This is a genomic window from Lysinibacillus xylanilyticus (genome assembly GCF_001183605.1).
Lineage (GTDB): Bacteria > Bacillota > Bacilli > Bacillales_A > Planococcaceae > Lysinibacillus > Lysinibacillus xylanilyticus.
The window spans coordinates 72,510-90,328 of record NZ_LFXJ01000003.1; the positions used below are offsets into that span (position 1 = coordinate 72,510).

The following is a 17,819-nucleotide window of genomic DNA, read 5'->3' on the forward strand; positions in this document are numbered from 1 at the left end:
CTCTTTCTCGTACCCTACCATAAAAACTTTCGCAGATTTTCACCTTAATACTTCCACCTGGCATAATTTCGTCCGGAGTTTTTATGCCAGCGGATGTTTTTTGTGCGAAAGCGTAGTGCTAACGCAGCAGCAGCAGATGTTATTTGTAGCTTTCGCTTCAGAAGACATTTGTAACTGCCGTTTCACTTACGTTACATAAAACACTTGTAACTGCCGTTTCACTTACGTTACATAAAACACTTGCTGAAAGAAGTTAAATTTTAGTCGTTGGTGCATTTTTCTTCATTGTCAAAATTCCTATAATCACACAAATTATCGAAATAACTAAAGTAATAGCTAGACTCCACCAATAATCCGACATTTCCATTGTGCCCCTCATTAATTGAACGCCATATAAAGGTAATTTCCACGGTGATATTGTCCAAAATGTTCCCACTAAAGAATCCAATATTTGCCCAATAAATATAACAGCGAATGCACATGTTGTTGCTACCACTGTTTTAAAAGTCGAGCTCATCATCAATGTCACTGCTATCACAAAGAGTAGCCAAGAAAAATATGTGAAGAAACATGCCACAAGTGGCCCTATCTCAAATGTCCCATAAAGCACGACTGTATAGTATATGCTCGCAGCAAAGCCAGCTAAAATACTAATGAAGCCAACAGTACTCATGACGATAAATTTACTCATAAAATGAGCGCTAAACGATATAGGACGGACATACAATAAAGTAGCCATTCCACTTGCTCTTTCTTTACTAATGGCTCCTACGAAAGTAGCCATTAATACGAGTAAGCATATCGTTTGAAATTGCCCAATGGAACCTTGCAATAGGTCCACTGGCATTAATTCTGGCATCAACATTTCGAAGCCTTCTGGTACGTTACCAACAGCATTTAAAATATCCTTCATATAGTAGTTTGTCAGTGGATCGCTCATACCGAGCAAAGCAAATACAAGAGGTATCCATAAAAACTTCCAACTTCGCCAAGCTTCTCTGAATTCCTTTTGCAAAAGTACATTAAATCCTCTCATATTTTTCTCGCCACCTTCATGAAAATCTCTTCAAGTGATGCTGTTTGTCGCTCCACTTTTCGTATTTTATTAGGGCAACTGCTTAAATGTTGAAGCAGCTCCTGCATACTCGGTTTTTCATCAATAATTTCTATATATACATTACTGCCCTTAATTTCTCCAATAAGTTCAGATTGACTAGCAAAAAGTTGTGCCTCTTTTTCAGTGCCAAACTCTACAACATAATTTGGTTCATCGAAACGTTGTCGAACTTCACGTAATGTCCCCTGTTCTACTAGCTTTCCATCACGTAAAAACAATAATTGATCTGTCATCTCTTCGGCATCATTTAAAATATGAGTCGAATATAATATAGTTGTTTCTTGCTGTAAGCCCTTTAATAAATCAAGAACTTCCCTACGACCTACTGGATCCAACGCAGACACAGGTTCATCTAGTAAGAGTAACTTAGGCTTATGCACAATTGCTTGGGAAATACCTAGTCGTTGCCTCATGCCACCAGAAAAAGTAGAAATTTTCTTATTTAAATCATTACCTAGACCTACAAACTCAAGTGTTTTTTGTGCTTCAACTTTTGCTTTTTTTGTCGGCACACCATTTAACTTTGCCGCCATTTCAGTAAACTCTAACGCACTTAACCAAGGATGGAATTGCGGATATTGTGGCAAGAAACCAATATTGGCTCTTAAATCACCATCCAGCATTTTTACACTTCCAGAGGTTGGTTTTAATAAACCTGTCAGCATCGATAATGTCGTTGTTTTACCAGCGCCATTAGGTCCAATTAATGCTGTCGATGTATTTTTTTCTAACGTGAACTCTATTCCATCCACAACTACTCTCTCTGCAAATTGCTTTGTAAGTCCTGTTACCTGAAGTAATATTGTCATGATTGTTTTCTCCCAACTATAAAGTACGCAATCGACCCAAGATAACTAGTAAAAATGATAAGAAACACCCATAAAATTTTAGGCCCATTTGTGGCATGGATTTTACGTAAATCAACTAGAGCAACAATCATTAAAATAAATTGAACCACAATTAGTGGTGCTATGACTGCCCACGGAACTTTCGCTAACTCCTCCATCAGATCACCTCATCACTGTTATATTATTACTATAACAAAAACTGTTCTATTATGTATAGCATAATTTTACATATATTGAGAAAATGTTATTTTTGATAATGGTTTTGAGGACTATTTAAAATAACGTTGGATTATTCAAAGCTATGAAAGGTTTTTGATTCAAAGAGCAAAAAAGGATATTTCACTAACTAAAAAAGAAGATGTACCAAAGTTGAAAAAAACTTTTGGTACATCTTCTCATTTATTTGTATAGCTTCTGCAAAGCATCTGCCATTTTTGGACGAATTGTTACTTGTGGACGGGCGTTCTTTACAGCCTCTTCCGCTTCCTCAAGAGAATTGGCCTGGCCGAGCTCCATTAATACAGCAGTGGCTGCCACTCCTGCGCGACCTCCCCCACTTCCGCAATGGAAGTACACTTTTTGCCCATTCTCATAGGCTGAAACAATTTCTTTCGCAACCTTATGAATAGATGGTGCAACTTCTATATCCTCATCAGCAATTGGCATATGCTTGTACACATATGAAGCCGCTTCTTGCTCCTCATTAGATAAGCCATTTACTCGAACATCAATCACGATATCAACTGTTTCTTGTTCAAAAGCTAAATCTGCATCTTTCGCACCGCCAAAGAATAATCGATCCTTTACTAATACATCGTAATTTTTCTCCATTGTATGCACGCTCCAAACGACTATTTAAGTAAATGCTTAATATCATCATAGTATGGAAGAGCTGTTAATGCCCCTGCTTTAGTGGCTGCCAAAGCACCTAGCTTATTGCCAAAGCTTACACAACGAGCAAGTTCCTCTTCCGTTGTAGGTAAACCATTGTAATGAACATCGCGTAATACACCAGCCATAAATGCATCTCCGGCACCTGTAGTATCTACCGGCACAACCTTTTCTGTCGGTACATGGATAACTTCACCATTTAATACCGCATATGTGCCGTTCTCTCCTACTGTTACTAAGATAATAGGCACTAAATAACTATTTAATTGCTCAATGCCCTCTTCCAAGCTAGTTGTTTCTGTCAGGAAAAATAATTCTTCATCAGTGACCTTTAAAATATCTACGTGCTCAAAAAATGACGTGATAGTTTCACGGCAAAACTGCTCACTGCTCCAACGTAGAGGACGAATATTCGCATCCATTGCGATAATCGCCCCTTTTTCCTTTGCCATCTCTACAGCAGCACGTGTTGTCTCAAGGGCTGTAGGGTGGAACATTGTACCTGAACATACAGTTAAAGCGGATGCATGTTTAAAAGCCGCTTCATTTAATTGTGTTGCTTCAACTTGTAAATCTGGCGTCTCATCGACATAATCCTTAAAAATTCGCTCACATGCTTCTGTTAAATGTACATAGACACCGCTAACACGCTTCGCAGGGTTAAATACTGCATAATCCAGGCTTACGCCTTCTTGTGCAAGGCCATCTCGAACAAACTGAGAGCCTTCGTCATCTCCTGTGATCGTAATTAATGCAGATGGAGCACCGATACGGCTAATTCCCGCAGCAACATTTACCGTTGCGCCACCCATATATTTAGTAAAAGATGTGTTTGTTACATCATCAGCGATATAGTCAATAAAAGCATCTCCATAAACTAAAATATAATCCTTATCTTCCTTTATCATTGTTGTCCTCCCGAAACTCTAGTCCTTATAGATTAACACGAAATCTGATATCGTATAAAGTTTTAAACTTTCGGAATAATAATCAAGGATGCCTTGGCATAATTGCGTCTGGAATCGGCTTTGTGCTTGCACAAGAACTCCTTTCCGATTCCGTGACATCCGCCGGAGGCTTTAACTTCTTTAAGCGGGTGTTTAGCACCCGCTTAAAGAAGTTAAAGATGCCATCAGAATATCACCATTAACTCAAAAACTTGAGTCATCCTCTATCTTTGTTATACTTGCCTATAGAAAGGTAGGGATTTTGACAATGAGTATCACAATTCGACAAGCGCAACCGCAGGATGCCCATGCCGTAGTACCACTCATCATTGATGCGATTGGTGATATTGCCAACCGTTTAACAGGTGAACAATCAGCGAAAGCCGTTGAACAAGAACTTACTGTACTATTCAAGCGTGAGGACAATCGACATTCCTATTTAAATACTTTTGTTGCTGTTGAGAATGAGCAAGTATTAGGAATTCTTGTTTACTATAATGGTGTCGAAGCCATTCATATGGATGCAAATCTCGTAAAATGGCTTGAAGAGAAAAATGCACCATCCATCATCATCGATAAAGAAGCTCATGAAGATGAATATTATATTGATACTATTTGTGTAGCACCAGAAGCTCGGGGTAAAGGAATAGGAACATTATTACTGCAATTTGCCATAGAGGAAACACAAAAACGAAGCTATACAAAATTATCATTAAATGTTGAAACACAAAAAGAGGACGCTCGTCGCCTTTATGAACGCATGGGCTTTGTCATTACAGAGCCATGGTCCATAATCGATGAACCATTTCATCATATGGTGAAGCAATTTTAGGAAGTGAAATAAAAAACATGAAAAAGAATTTAATTTATCCTCTATTGATTGTCATTGCTTCTAGTAGCTACGGTGTACTATCGACAATTGTCAAAGTCGCTATGCAGCATGGCTTTACAACAGGAGAGGCAGTATCGAGTCAATATATTATAGGCTTTATGCTTGTTGCAACTATTTTTATAATGACACAAAGACAATTACCGAAGCTTTCTAAAAAGGGACTGCTAATTTTAGTGTGCGCCGGGATACTTACCGGTACTACAGGGATTGTATACGGGGAATCATTAAAGTATCTTCCCGCATCTCTTGCAGTAGTCATGCTCTTCCAATTCACGTGGATAGGCTTATTAATAGATTGCGCACTTCATAAACGCTTACCAAGTCGGACTGAAATGATTTCTATCATCGTATTATTTGCTGGAACTATTTTAGCGGCTGGTGTACTAAATGTAGATTTAAGCGGTATCGCTATTCAAGGCTGGCTTCTAGGTTTTGCTGCTGCCTTTACTTTTGCTTGCTTTATCCAATTTAACTCTCGCCACGTGGAAGGTATTACAACTACATCACGCGTGTTGATTGTTTCCTTTGTCGCCCTTATCATTATTAGTATTTTCCTAAACCCTGAAGTTCTTTGGAACGGTAAATTATTTGCCGGTGGTTTATGGAAATTCGGACTAGCATTAGGACTCTTCGGTATTATTTTGCCGATCTATTTATTCTCTATAGCTGTCCCGAAAGTGGGAGGAGCTCTTGCCTCTATTTTAAGTGCTATGGAGTTACCCGTTGCCGTAACCGTTTCAGTTATTGTTCTACATGAACCATTAACTTCTTTACAAATAGCGGGTATTATTTTGGTTATTGTCGGTATGATGCTACCGACAATACTTTCGCAACGACGACAAAAGGGAAAATCTTTAGATCCTATCAGTAAGTAAATACTTTAATCTAAATTAGAAAGGGAGATGTATCACATTTTGATACATCTCCCTTATTTCTTTTTTAAATTTTATAAACCAAGCGCTGGATTACCAGCTCTTTTTTATATTGATTCCTACCACATTTACAAATTATTTTTTCTCTATAAAACATTATATTTACAAGCAAATTTACTACACAATTGATTACAGATTACTATGATTTTTATCATCTAAACTCCTCGCTCTATACTAATTATTCTATCTGACCGTTTAGCTACTTCCTTATCATGAGTTACACAAATAATAGTTTTTCCTGAATCTTTTAAGTGCTTAAATAAATTTAAAATAACTTCTTTATTTAAATCATCAAGATTTCCTGTTGGTTCATCTGCTAATATTATTTCGCAAGGTTTTAGCATCACTCTTGCTATAGCAATCCTCTGTTGTTCACCACCACTTAACTGGTGAACTTTCTTTTCTAAATATGTAGCATCCAGGCCGACTTTTTCTAAATTATTTACCATTATTTCATTACTAAAATTGTTACTATATGCCTTTGAAATTAGTAAGTTATCTTTAACTGTTTCATTATTCATTAACACATAATTTTGAAATATATATCCGAATTTATACCTTCGCAAATACATAGTATCTTTACTATTTGGATTTAAATGACCGTCTATAGAAACAGTACCTTTTTCAGGCTTATCTAATAGGCCAATCATATTTAAAACTGTCGTTTTACCTGCACCACTTTCACCTATAATAGATACAAATTCCCCTTTATTAATGCTCAGTGAAAAATTTGCAAGTATAGTTTTCCCCGAAAAACTTTTACTTATATTTTTGAGTTCAATCATTAGATACTCAATCCCCTTTTACTACTTTGTTTGTATTTTTCTCGTTCGAAAACTTGACAAATATATTTAAAAATTGAAGTTCTAAAAATAAAATTCCTAAAAGCAGTAATGTAACATTAGTACTTTTGAAGAAATAAAACACCAATGCAGCTGCGAAAATATTAGAGAGACTAGCTATAAGAATAATAGTTTTATTTCGTTTCCAATAAGAATAACCGAACAAATATTTAAGGGTTAATTGATAAAGATATGCATTATAGTAAGACCAAATATATGCAATAAAAAGTATAAATGAAAATATAATAACAATAGTTAAACCAATTAGTTGTTGAAACAATTCCCACTTGAGTTCAATTATTTCATCACTTGCTTCGTCATAAACAGATACTACGTTATTTATTTCTTTGACGTTTGCTTCTTTTAAAGATGAAGAAATATTTTCATAGGCATTTCCATTCGAATTATCTAAGAAAAATAATGAATGTGTCGCATACGCACCTATAGTAGAAGTATCTAAGCTATCAGTGTATAACATAGCGATAGGGTCTATAACTCTATTTTTTTGGTTTCCTCTATAATTACTATATGTAAAATATTCTTGTCCTTTTTTAGTATAGATTATATTAATTTTCAAATCGTCTATTGTCTTTTCAATTAATGGTTGATCGAGTTCTTTATTATACATATTGACAATTTCAACGCTTTGGAAATAAAACCATTCTCTATACGAATTCGCAATATGCTCTTCGATAACCTTTAAATGTTCAGGTACTAATACATTCAAGATGTTTTTATCCTTATTCAACTGCTTAATAATCGGCACACCTTTACTACTTTGAATCGAGTTAACTTTGAGATAATTTTCATCTATAATAATGCGTCTTCCATGAGGGGTATAAATATCATTCGTATTTTTAATACCTGACATATAGCTATATATAGGCTTTCCATCTTTATAATCAATAACACTAAATTTTTCGGCTTCTATGAGAAAGGCCTGATTGATTTTTTCATAAAAGAGACTTAATCTATCATTTAAATCTCTATCTAGTTTTAAATCATCCGAAATATTATTATTTAGCACACCCACTTGAATACGAAATACATTTTCGGTGTCATCCCAGTAACTTAAACTATTCAATTTATTGGTTAAATTATTATATTTCATAAAAGAAAAACTAATCATACTAAAAAGAACAATAGATACTAACGTCTTTAAAATAATCGACATCCACTGAATTTTTCGAAATGGTAAAGCGCCTTTAACACTATGATGATACTTATTAAATTTAAAAATTAGTAAAATACCTAGTAATGTAACAAATAGAAGAATCATTAAAATTGAAATATTCACTAATATGAACAGTGGGAAAAAATCTTTTAAAAAGTACACTTGTTTAAAAATTAAGGAAATTATAATTATTCCCATCGAGAATAATGTGAATATAATGAATAAGAACCTTAAAAAGGGACTGAAAAAAGAACATACAATTTTCGCTTTCGAGTACCCCCATAGATAATACAACAGTAAAGTTTTCCTTTTTTGGATTAAAAAATAAAACATTCCTATTATATAAATAACAAAAGAAAAAATAACAATTATTAATAAAGAAATATTTGTTAATACTAAACTACTTATATTTTCTTGTTTGGTTAGTACCTTACCGAATGGGGAGAATTCTTTAGTAAAAGAATGGAGGATTTCTTTATCTAAACTACTCAAATAAAACTCATTTTTAAATCCTACATTTTTTATTTGTTTAAAGTCATATATATGAAATTCCCAATTAGATAATGGAAAATAAAAAATACCTGATTGGTTTATTTCATCTTCTTCCAAGTGATTAGCGATAAAATGCTTTCCAATCGGAAATTCTCCTGATTTTAAGTTTATATACGAATCTTTTAAAACGTTCGTAGAGTATATATTTAAAGAATTGTCGCTTACAAAATTATATTGAGAAATATTAACTTTATTTTTCTTTGAAAATTCAACTAAATGTTCAGTAAATTCATTTTCGTTGAAGTTTATTTTGGCATAACTATAATCAATCATAACAATTTGATTTCTTTTATATAAAAAATCAACTACTTTATAATTCGAAAATAACGAATAACTGAATAAATTTGATGTGATTATCACGATAGTTAAAAATAGATATATTATTTTTTTCATAAATATATCCTTTCAATAAACACAAAGTATAGGAAAACTCCCTACACTTTGTGTTTGTTTAATATTTATTTAACATTCCAATTTGCTGTATTACCCCAAAGTGAAGATTTAACCCATATAGCTGCTAAGTCACCTGCTGCTTCCCAATCACTCTGACGATTGGTACTCCAATTACCTGCGCTTGATCTATGAACTTTTGAGGGATGGTTGTATTCTGAGGTATGACGATCCAATCCCCAGATTACGTTAAATGTACCGCCACCAGCTGATACAGCTGCTCTAGCGAAAATTATTTTTAGTATCATCAATTAGGAAAGACCCAGTTTCTTCTTGGACTATTAATGCATCTAAGTCAATACCGCCCTCATTTGTAGGTAATTCTTCTGCTGAAGCTCCTTTTGCTGATAAACTTAAACATGCACAAACTGCTAATCCTGCTAAAATCCCATGAAACGATTTTTTAATCATTATAAAAACTCCTTTCCATAGTATTCAGAACATACATAAAAATCAAATTTTGGGATATCCTTGTTTCAAATCGTAGCATGCATCTTGAAATTACCAAAATCAACTTTTGTTCACTTTCGTACATATTTTGATAATCTATTTTCAAAAACTCCTAGAATTGAAACCCTCCGCTACTTTAAAGAGTTTTCGAATCTGATTTATTTCTATTTACTTAGTTATGTTGAAGAAAGCAACAGGTGTTTTATGTACGAAAGCTCAGCGGCAGGATGCTGAGCCAAAGGCGTTATCACACGGCGTGATTCGTTAAGCCCTCCATTCCCCTTCTACTCTTGCTCATAAATTTAATATTATTGATGTCCTTGTTTTAAACCGTAGCATGCAATTCAAAACTACCAAAATCAACTTTTGTTCACTTTTGAACAAAAGTTGATAATCTATATTGAAAAGCTTTAATTCTCGCTACTTTAAAGGGTTTTCAACTTTAGTGAAGCACCATTGCTATCTAGTATTTTGTTAGCTATGATGAAGCTAATTATAATTTTTTAATTATTCTAACATTAATGCTAGGTTTAAAGATTATACTGTTAGTATGTAAGTTTTTCACTATTAGAGAGGGGGAAGATTATGCAGAAAACACGTATCTTCGGTTTTTTACTTGTGCTGATGGTTATTGTATTAGCTGCTTGTAGTAGCGATGACAAGGCTTCTACAAAGGATGCAAAAGATAGCGAGAAAACGTCTAATTCTGAAAAGACTGATGCGGCAGCTACACCATCTGGAAAGCTTGTTATTTATACAGGGCGCGATGAAGAGATGGTGCAAAAGGTAATCGATCAGTTTAATGAAAAGTACCCGGACATTGAAGTGGAATTTTTAACGATGGGCGCACAGCAAATTTTAGAACGCCTACGTGGTGAAAAAGCAAATCCTCAAGCTGATTTTTGGTGGGGCGGTACGCAATCTGCACTAACTGTTGGTGCCAATGAAGATTTACTTCAAGCTTGGAAGCCTAGCTTTAACGACTCCATTGATCCGGCTTATAAAGATGCGGACGGTCGTTGGTTTGGTGAAATGTTACTGCCAGAGGTCATTATGATTAACAGTGATGTATTAACGAAAGAAACAGGTCCACAAGATTGGGATGATTTATTAGATCCAAAGTGGAAGGATAAAATTTTAATTCGTGGTGTTTTAGCATCTGGAACGATGCGTACTATTTATTCATCTATGATTTTACGTCAAGGTGCTGATTCACCTGATAAGGGCTACGATTGGTTATTAAAATTAGATGCTAACACGAAGGAATATACACAAGATCCAAATGCACTTTATTTAAAGATGACACGACAAGAAGGCAGTGTTTCTTTATGGAATTTGCAAGATATTTTATTAAAGAAATATACGACTGATTATCCGTTTGATTATATTTATCCGAAAAGTGGTGCACCGATTTTAGTTGATGGTGTTGCTGTTGTCAACAATGCCAAAAACTTAGAAAATGCAAAGCTCTTCGTAGAGTTCTTATTCGAAAAAGGAATGGTAACTCAACTAGCAAACGATTACTATCAAATTCCTACTCGCTCAGATATCGATAAAGCTACAATGCCTGAATGGTATAAAGAATTAGATTTAAAAACGTTTGATATCGATTGGCAACTCATGACTGAGAAAGAAGCTGAATGGATGGAGCATTGGGATAACAATATTAAAGGACGCGGCAAAAAGTGACCGATTATTAAAGAGTTAACGCGTAAAACATCTACGAATATTTTTCATGTTTATAAGCCTCGAGTATATTTTTGCTCGAGGCTTCATGTAACTAATTTTCTAAAGAGAAAGGAGCATTTCAGTTGAAAAGTGTCAAAATAGAAAATGTCTCTAAGAAATTCGGTCAAATTCATGGCGTAAAGGATTTAGATCTTCACATTAAAGCTGGTGAATTTTTTACTTTCCTCGGTCCAAGCGGTTGTGGGAAAACGACAACACTAAGGATGATAGCTGGCTTTTATTTCCCAACGGGGGGGAAAATTCTTTTTGATGATTTTGATGTGACAAGGCTTCAACCTAATAAACGGAACATCGGTATGGTGTTTCAAAATTATGCTCTCTTTCCACATATGACGGTAGATGAAAATATCGCATTTGGATTACAAGTACGGAAATTCTCGAAGGCGGAGATCAAACAAAAGGTTGACCGTATTAGAGGGCTTGTTCATTTATCGCAATATGGGAATCGAAAAATTAATGAACTATCTGGTGGGCAGCAGCAACGGGTTGCATTGGCAAGAGCACTTGTGATAGAGCCTGATATTTTATTGTTAGACGAGCCATTGTCTAATTTAGATGCTAAATTACGCGAAGAAACGCGCGTTGAAATAAAACGTATTCAATCTGAGCTCGGTGTTACAACCATCTATGTTACGCATGATCAAATGGAAGCTATGTCCATGTCAGATCGGATAATGGTCATGGAAAATGGGAACGTCAGACAAATCGGTACTCCGCAAGAGATTTATAATCGGCCTTCAAACCGCTTCGTAGCAGATTTTATTGGTGAGACAAACTTAATCGAGGCGACAATTGAAGCTGTTAATGATAACGATGTACAAGTTAAAACAGCGAGTGGACTTGTTCTCACTGGGCGAAAGCAACAAAGCTCCCCCACTTTAACGCATATGATTGGAGACAAAGTGTTTATTTCTATTCGTCCTGAATCTATTAATCAAGGTACTGGTGAAAACACAGTAACAGGTAAAATCACTTTTGTTGAATTTACAGGAATTAGTGTGAACTACATTGTGGAATGTCTAGATTTTTCACTAAAAGTAATGATTATCAATATGAACGGTCAACTTAAAAAAATTGGTGAAGACATCACCTTAAATATAGCCCAAGATTCACTGTATTTTTTAGGAGAATAGGAGGGTACCAACATGGAAAAAACACACCTCAATCCTTCTGAAGGAAATGCATGGACACGACTAACTAGATCAAATTGGTTTGTTTATATTTTAGTTGCACCTTTATTTTTAGTGTTGTTTGCCTATGTAGTGTACCCGTTCTATCAAACTTTTACTGAAAGCTTTTCAGGTGATGCTGCGCTATCTAATTATAAAAACTTTTTTAATTTAGCTAGCCCAGCAAATATAGAAGCATTGTGGACTAGTATTTATATATCCGTTATCAGTGTTATTTGCTGTGCAATTGTCGGTGTAACTATGGCATTTCTATTGGAACGCTATGATTTCCCTGGCAGACGGATACTCTCTGTTTTAGTATTGGTACCCATGGCTCTTCCACCGTTAGTAGGTGTGCTGTCCTTTACATTTTTGTATGGAGATAGTGGTATTTTCCCACGTGCGTTTCAGCACCTATTCGGTTTAGAGCAAGTTCCTTTTTCATTAAAGGGCATATGGGGGGTTATCGTAGTACATACATTCACTATGTACACTTACTTCTACTTAACCGCCTCAGCAGCTATAAAAGGTCTTGATCCAGCTTTAGAAGAAGCCGCAACTAGCTTAGGTGCCGGGCGTGTTCGAGTATGGACAAAGGTGATTTTGCCCATGTTAACACCCTCGATAGTTGCCTCATCCTTACTCGTATTTATGATTTCTATGGCATCCTACACTGCACCTTTAATGTTCGGCGTCGAACGCACAATGACGATGCAAATCTATTTATCACGTACGAACGGGAATTTAGATATGGCAGCGACACAATCTATGATTTTATCCTTTGTGTCCATTACCTTTTTAATTATTATGCGTTGGTATCAAAACCGCCGAAACTACCAAAATCTCAGCAAAGGTATTAGTGTTCATCGATCTGAAGTGTCTTCAAGAGGCATGAAAGTCATGGCGACTATTGCGTCTTTCATAGGCACATTAATTTTAATTTTGCCGATTTTGGTGCTTATATTAATTTCATTCTCCGTTGATGGCGCATGGAAAACACAAATTCTACCAACAGACTATACATTGGATCATTATCACGCTCTTTTTACAGATGAACGGACGTGGCGACCGATTTGGAATTCTGTTCGAATGGGGATTGTTGCCACAATCGGCAATATCATTTTCGGTGTTGCGGCAGCCTATGCTATGGTACGTTTAAATTTTAAAGGTAAAACATTACTCGATATTTTAATCATGGTTCCTTGGGCATTGCCGGGTACGGTTGTAGCTGTTAATTTGATTGCAGCATTTAGTACGGAAAATATATTCTCCTTTAATCAGGTTCTGATCGGGACGTTCTGGATTTTGCCGTTAGCTTATTTTATTAGACATTTACCTCTTGTTTTCCGCTCGACATCGGCATCACTTGTGCAATTAGATCAATCTATCGAAGAAGCATCGCGAAGTTTAGGTGCAACATGGTGGTATTCATTTAGACGTATTGTCCTACCACTTACATTTACAGGCATTTTGGCGGGTACGTTACTAGCTCTTGTTCAAAGCTTTGGCGAATTCGTAGCGTCTATTCTTCTTTACAGTACGTCAACAATCCCATTATCAGTGGCGATATTCCAAAAATTGTATTCTTTTAAATTTGGGACTGCTTGTGCATATGGTGTCTTACAAATTTGTTTAATTTTAATTGTACTTATTATTTCCGAGAAGTTATCTAAAGGCAGTGCTGGTTCGGCCATATAACTGCCAATCTACTAGGAGGCAATTTATATGTTTGAAGATTTCCGCAACAAAACCCAGCAAGAAGATGGGATGAACTTCCCTTCTAATATTTATCGTAAAATTGTCTTACAGCCGGCTTACGATGAAGCCAAGAAAAACTTTTTAACAATTATTTTGCAAATCAATATTGCACACTTAAAAATGTTAGAAGAACAGGGACTAGTAAAAAAGGAAGAGGCTAAAGACATTGGTATTGCTCTAAAAAAACTGGACTTGAACTATTTTCGTATAGAAGATTACAGCCCGCGATATGAGGATTTGTTTTTCCGCATCGAAAATAAATTAATAGAGCTTGCTGGAGACGTTGCTGGGAATCTTCACATTGGTAGAAGTCGTAATGATATGGGGATTGCCATCTATCGCATGACTTTAAGAAAAAAATTATTATTGCTTATGCGAGAATTACTGACATTACGTGATGATTTAATCGCAGCTGCTGAAGAGCACGTAGATACGATTATGATTGGCTATACACATACGCAGCAGGCACAGCCAACAACCTTTGCGCATTATTTGAAAGCTGTCATCGATCAACTTGAACGAGATTTTGAACGTTTACAGCATGTCTATAAAACGGTGAATCGCAGTAGTATGGGGGCAGCGGCATTAACGACAACAGGCTTTAATATTAATCGAGAGCGTATGCGTGAATTATTGGCATTCGATGATATTATCGAAAATGCGTGGGATGCTGTTGCTGGTGCAGATTATATTGCAGAGGCAGCGAGTATCGTTCAGCTTGCTGCACTCAATCTTGGCCGCACATCTCAAGATTTTTTACTATGGGCTACACAGGAGTTCAATGCCTTTACGCTGGCTAGCCCATACGTGCAAGTTAGCTCTATCATGCCACAAAAGCGCAATCCTGTTTCGATAGAGCATACACGTTCATTGCTATCAGCGGTTGTTGGTGATGCTAGTACAGTATTACAAATGGTACATAATACACCTTTTGGAGATATCGTAGACACAGAAGATGATATGCAACCATATTTATGGCGCGCCATCGACCGTTTAATAGGTATTTACAAGCTATTTGGTTCGCTTGTTGTCACGATGGATGTGAACAAGAAAAAACTAAGAAATCGAGCAGAAAACAGCTTTGCCAATGTTACAGAGCTAGCCGATACGTTAGTGCGCTCTGAAGGGATTTCCTTCCGCCAAGCACATAGTATTGTTAGTAAATGTATTAGAGTATTGCTCTCTCACGGTGAGGAATCTCTAGCAAGCCTTACATGGGGGCTCGCCAATACACAATCTAAATTAATTACTGGTAAACCATTAAAAATTTCCGAAGAAGATTTTTACAACACATTAAAACCCGAGACTTTCGTTAGTGTCCGTACATTACTTGGTGGTCCATCGCCCGTAACGATGAAAGAATCTCTTGAACGCTCCAAGGCAAATTCTCATAACCTTAATGAGTGGGTTCGTTTGAAGGAGTCTATGATTGTTGAGGCAGAAAAACAATTAACAGTAATTCTAGAGGAATGGAATCAATGATGGAATGGCTACTTATTATTGACGGTGGTGCTACAAAAACGGCATGTGCGCTCGTACATGCCGAGTCTGGTGAAATAAAATATACAAAATCAACAAGTGGCTCGAATTATCAAGCAATAGGTGCTACATCTGCTACAGAAATATTGCAAGCGTTATTAGCAAATGTGCAGGCGTTTTTGCAACAGCAAGATGACTCAAATATTGCTGTTGCTACCTTTGCAATGGCTGGGATTGATTCTCCCAAAGATCATGAAGCCGTATCTGCGATCATTCATAATGCCGTATCTGCAATACAGTTAAAAATAGAGACGCTTATTATAGAAAATGATGCACAAGCTACTTTACTTGGTGTTACTGCTGGACAGGCAGGCGCACTACTCATTGCTGGAACAGGGGCCATTGCGTACGCATTCGATGGTACACAAATAGTACGTTCGGGTGGTTGGGGGCATCGTGCAGGAGATGAAGGCAGTGGCTATTGGTTAGGGCAAGAGACTATACGCGCCATTTTCCGCATGGAAGATGGGCGTGGTGAGCAGACCATATTAAAAAATGCTGTCTATAATTATTTACAGATCCAAGATGTTACAGAGCTAGCTTCATGGTTGTTCCGTCCATCCTACACGAATGCGCAGCTTGCAAAAATGGGTGCATTTTTGGCAGAGGCCGTGACCAAAAAGGATTCATGCGCCATTCATATATCAATGCGTGCTGCTCATGAATTAGTATCCCTTGCATGCGCCGTGTTGAAAAAAATTGACTATCAAGGTGAAGCATTTAGCCTTTATTGTAATGGTGGTGTCATTAAGCATAATCCATTAATATTTAAAACTTTTTCACAGGAAATGAAATCAAGGTATCCGCAAATTGAAGTTTCTCTATGTCAGCATCAACCTATCCATTATCTTATGGAACGAACAAAAATGGCCTATGACAGTTTGTAATGTCATAGGCCTTTCATGTTGTTGAAAAACTATTATGTTCAATGAAATTAAAGTATTTATAATATTTGAGTAACACGCCAGAAGATACACCAATGTGAAGTGGTTGATTGGAGTGGAGACTGAGCGACTCCTCGGGGATCAGCAATAGAAGAACGAAGGCGTTATCACATCCTGTTGCCCCAAGGAAAGCGCCCAGTCGGAACGGAAATCACCCCCTCGTTTTACAGAAGAGTCATTCTTTATTTAACTGTAATGTCATAGGCTCTTTATTTTTGGCTAATAACGTTAAAGTGCCATTTTTTTAAGCTCATTCGTCGTGAAATATAAATAGCTGTCCTGCACGAATAAATCCTTCGTTTCTTCCCTATTTAATACTTTTTCTCCGCTTCCATCCGGGCGAATCTTCGTTAAATACGCTCCGTGTGAATAATTACTAAAATATAGCCAGCCATCTGCATAAACGATGTACTGTGTACGTGATTTAGAGATGCGTTCCGATCTACCTGTTTGTAAATCAAGCACGTATAACTTATTATCATCAGCAACATTACTATAAAATATTTGTTGCCCTACTTGTGTAGCGAAATCTACATTGTGAAAGTAGTTATACATTGTGCTCGTTGCTTTTGGGTAATCTCCAGCAATCCACGTATGATCCTTTGCCATCGTTCGATCATCTACTAAAAAGTATTGATAGCGCACCGCCCCTTTACGATCAGGCACCGGGTCATTCCATGTAGTATCAAGGTGATACCATTGACCATCCAGCTTTACTAAATTCCAAGCATGTCCTTCCTTTCCGACATAGCCTACTACATACTTTGTTTCTATACCTAACTTTTGTAACATCGAATGGGCCAACAACGCATAGCCCTGACAAACGCCGCCATGTTCTGCAAGCACTGTATAAGCACTATGTGGGCTTGAATTCGTTTGATCCGTATAGGCTGTATTGGCAACAATATAATCATTGACAGCCCTAACCTTCTCTACATCACTTAATGATTTCTTATTGATAGAGGCTACAATTTCTTGCACATTCATTTCAACGAATGCTGCCTGCTCAGGCGTCATTAAATAACTTTGCTCTCCAAAGATTTTGGCTGTTTTTCTTCCATATTCAAAACGAATTGAATGCTTACTAATATGCCCATATACATAATCATCTCGTTTTATAGCATTTTCATAGGCTTCTTCCACTAACTGTTCAATTCGTTGTGTATCGCCTTTATATTGAATCTCAAAAGTAGGTGAAAAACTACTATAGTACGCATACATCGCATCAGCCATTTCCTTTGCATTTGTTACAACTAACTTTGCTTCAGGTTTTTTGGCTGCAGGGGCTGTAACGGCTACCCCTTCTTCAGGCTTGTCTTCTATAGGTGTGGCCGTTTCAATGGAGGCATCCTCTGAAAGTTTAGCAGTAACATCTATGATTTTGTCCTTTGTTGAAAGAAGCATCGTTTCTATTTCATCATTATTTGCCCAAGTTATCACTTGTTGTACAACTGCTTTACCAGCCGTATAAATGGGGTCAATAAAAATAATAAGAATTACGATAATGGCTAATTTTTTCCACAAAATCCTCACCTCCAACCGTTTTCCTGTTTTCATTATATACA

General features: G+C 36.4%; 17 protein-coding genes. 7 read left to right on the forward strand and 10 right to left on the reverse strand.

The features are described 5' to 3' along the window. Positions 1-253: 253 nt before the first annotated feature. The 5 genes from ACZ11_RS02940 to ACZ11_RS02960 all read right to left on the reverse strand — a co-directional run bounded on the left by ACZ11_RS02940 (position 254) and on the right by ACZ11_RS02960 (position 3,764). The gene (locus tag ACZ11_RS02940) at positions 254-1,036 is read right to left on the reverse strand and encodes an ABC transporter permease (RefSeq protein ID WP_049663633.1); all 783 of its coding nucleotides are present in this window, start codon (positions 1,034-1,036) and stop codon (positions 254-256) included. Further along, positions 1,033-1,926: an ABC transporter ATP-binding protein gene (locus ACZ11_RS02945; protein ID WP_049663635.1), complete on the reverse strand. Its 894-nt coding sequence runs from the start codon at positions 1,924-1,926 to the stop codon at positions 1,033-1,035. The genes ACZ11_RS02940 and ACZ11_RS02945 overlap by 4 nt, the downstream gene beginning before the upstream one ends. After that, positions 1,923-2,126, reverse strand: a complete 204-nt coding sequence (locus tag ACZ11_RS02950) for a PLDc N-terminal domain-containing protein (protein WP_049663636.1) — start codon at positions 2,124-2,126, stop codon at positions 1,923-1,925. Before ACZ11_RS02950 ends, ACZ11_RS02945 begins: the two co-directional genes overlap by 4 nt. Before the next feature lie 238 nt (positions 2,127-2,364). Further along, complete coding sequence (locus tag ACZ11_RS02955; protein ID WP_049663638.1) at positions 2,365-2,796, reverse strand: protein-tyrosine phosphatase family protein; 432 nt, start codon at positions 2,794-2,796, stop codon at positions 2,365-2,367. Between the two features lie 20 nt (positions 2,797-2,816). After that, a complete protein-coding gene (locus tag ACZ11_RS02960) occupies positions 2,817-3,764 on the reverse strand; it encodes a carbohydrate kinase family protein (RefSeq protein ID WP_049663639.1) in 948 nt (315 codons plus the stop codon). A gap of 307 nt (positions 3,765-4,071) precedes the next feature. Between ACZ11_RS02960 and ACZ11_RS02965 the strand changes: the two genes are divergently transcribed. After that, positions 4,072-4,635 carry a GNAT family N-acetyltransferase gene (locus ACZ11_RS02965; RefSeq protein ID WP_049663642.1) on the forward strand — a complete coding sequence of 188 codons (564 nt, stop codon included), beginning with the start codon at positions 4,072-4,074 and terminating at the stop codon, positions 4,633-4,635. A gap of 17 nt (positions 4,636-4,652) precedes the next feature. Further along, positions 4,653-5,570, forward strand: a complete 918-nt coding sequence (locus tag ACZ11_RS02970) for an EamA family transporter (protein ID WP_049663643.1) — start codon at positions 4,653-4,655, stop codon at positions 5,568-5,570. Positions 5,571-5,782: 212 nt separating this feature from the next. Here ACZ11_RS02970 and ACZ11_RS02975 read toward each other — a convergent pair whose 3' ends face one another. From ACZ11_RS02975 to ACZ11_RS25510, 4 genes are all read right to left on the reverse strand, one after another. Beyond that, on the reverse strand, positions 5,783-6,412 hold the full coding sequence (locus tag ACZ11_RS02975) for an ATP-binding cassette domain-containing protein (protein ID WP_049663645.1): 630 nt from the start codon (positions 6,410-6,412) through the stop codon (positions 5,783-5,785). A gap of 7 nt (positions 6,413-6,419) precedes the next feature. Beyond that, positions 6,420-8,588 (reverse strand): DUF1430 domain-containing protein, encoded by a 2,169-nt coding sequence (locus tag ACZ11_RS02980; protein WP_049663646.1) that lies wholly within the window; start codon positions 8,586-8,588, stop codon positions 6,420-6,422. Positions 8,589-8,653: 65 nt separating this feature from the next. Further along, positions 8,654-8,893 carry a lactococcin 972 family bacteriocin gene (locus tag ACZ11_RS25505; RefSeq protein ID WP_134008715.1) on the reverse strand — a complete coding sequence of 80 codons (240 nt, stop codon included), beginning with the start codon at positions 8,891-8,893 and terminating at the stop codon, positions 8,654-8,656. Further along, positions 8,868-9,056, reverse strand: a complete 189-nt coding sequence (locus ACZ11_RS25510) for a hypothetical protein (protein WP_134008712.1) — start codon at positions 9,054-9,056, stop codon at positions 8,868-8,870. Before ACZ11_RS25510 ends, ACZ11_RS25505 begins: the two co-directional genes overlap by 26 nt. 624 nt (positions 9,057-9,680) lie before the next feature. On the opposite strand from ACZ11_RS25510, the gene ACZ11_RS02990 reads away from it, so the two are divergent. The 5 genes from ACZ11_RS02990 (at position 9,681) to ACZ11_RS03010 (ending at position 16,197) form a co-directional block, all read left to right on the forward strand. Further along, positions 9,681-10,784 (forward strand): extracellular solute-binding protein, encoded by a 1,104-nt coding sequence (locus ACZ11_RS02990; protein ID WP_049663647.1) that lies wholly within the window; start codon positions 9,681-9,683, stop codon positions 10,782-10,784. A gap of 122 nt (positions 10,785-10,906) precedes the next feature. Next, positions 10,907-11,977, forward strand: a complete 1,071-nt coding sequence (locus ACZ11_RS02995; protein ID WP_049663649.1) for an ABC transporter ATP-binding protein — start codon at positions 10,907-10,909, stop codon at positions 11,975-11,977. A 12-nt stretch (positions 11,978-11,989) separates the two neighbouring features. Then, on the forward strand, positions 11,990-13,711 hold the full coding sequence (locus ACZ11_RS03000; protein WP_049663651.1) for an ABC transporter permease: 1,722 nt from the start codon (positions 11,990-11,992) through the stop codon (positions 13,709-13,711). Positions 13,712-13,738: 27 nt separating this feature from the next. Continuing rightward, positions 13,739-15,253 (forward strand): argininosuccinate lyase, encoded by a 1,515-nt coding sequence (gene argH / locus ACZ11_RS03005; protein ID WP_049663653.1) that lies wholly within the window; start codon positions 13,739-13,741, stop codon positions 15,251-15,253. Continuing rightward, complete coding sequence (locus tag ACZ11_RS03010) at positions 15,250-16,197, forward strand: N-acetylglucosamine kinase (protein WP_049663656.1); 948 nt, start codon at positions 15,250-15,252, stop codon at positions 16,195-16,197. The genes argH and ACZ11_RS03010 overlap by 4 nt, the downstream gene beginning before the upstream one ends. Before the next feature lie 285 nt (positions 16,198-16,482). Here the strand turns inward: ACZ11_RS03010 and ACZ11_RS03015 are convergent, their stop codons facing one another. Further along, complete coding sequence (locus ACZ11_RS03015; RefSeq protein ID WP_049663657.1) at positions 16,483-17,778, reverse strand: transglutaminase domain-containing protein; 1,296 nt, start codon at positions 17,776-17,778, stop codon at positions 16,483-16,485. Positions 17,779-17,819: the final 41 nt, after the last annotated feature.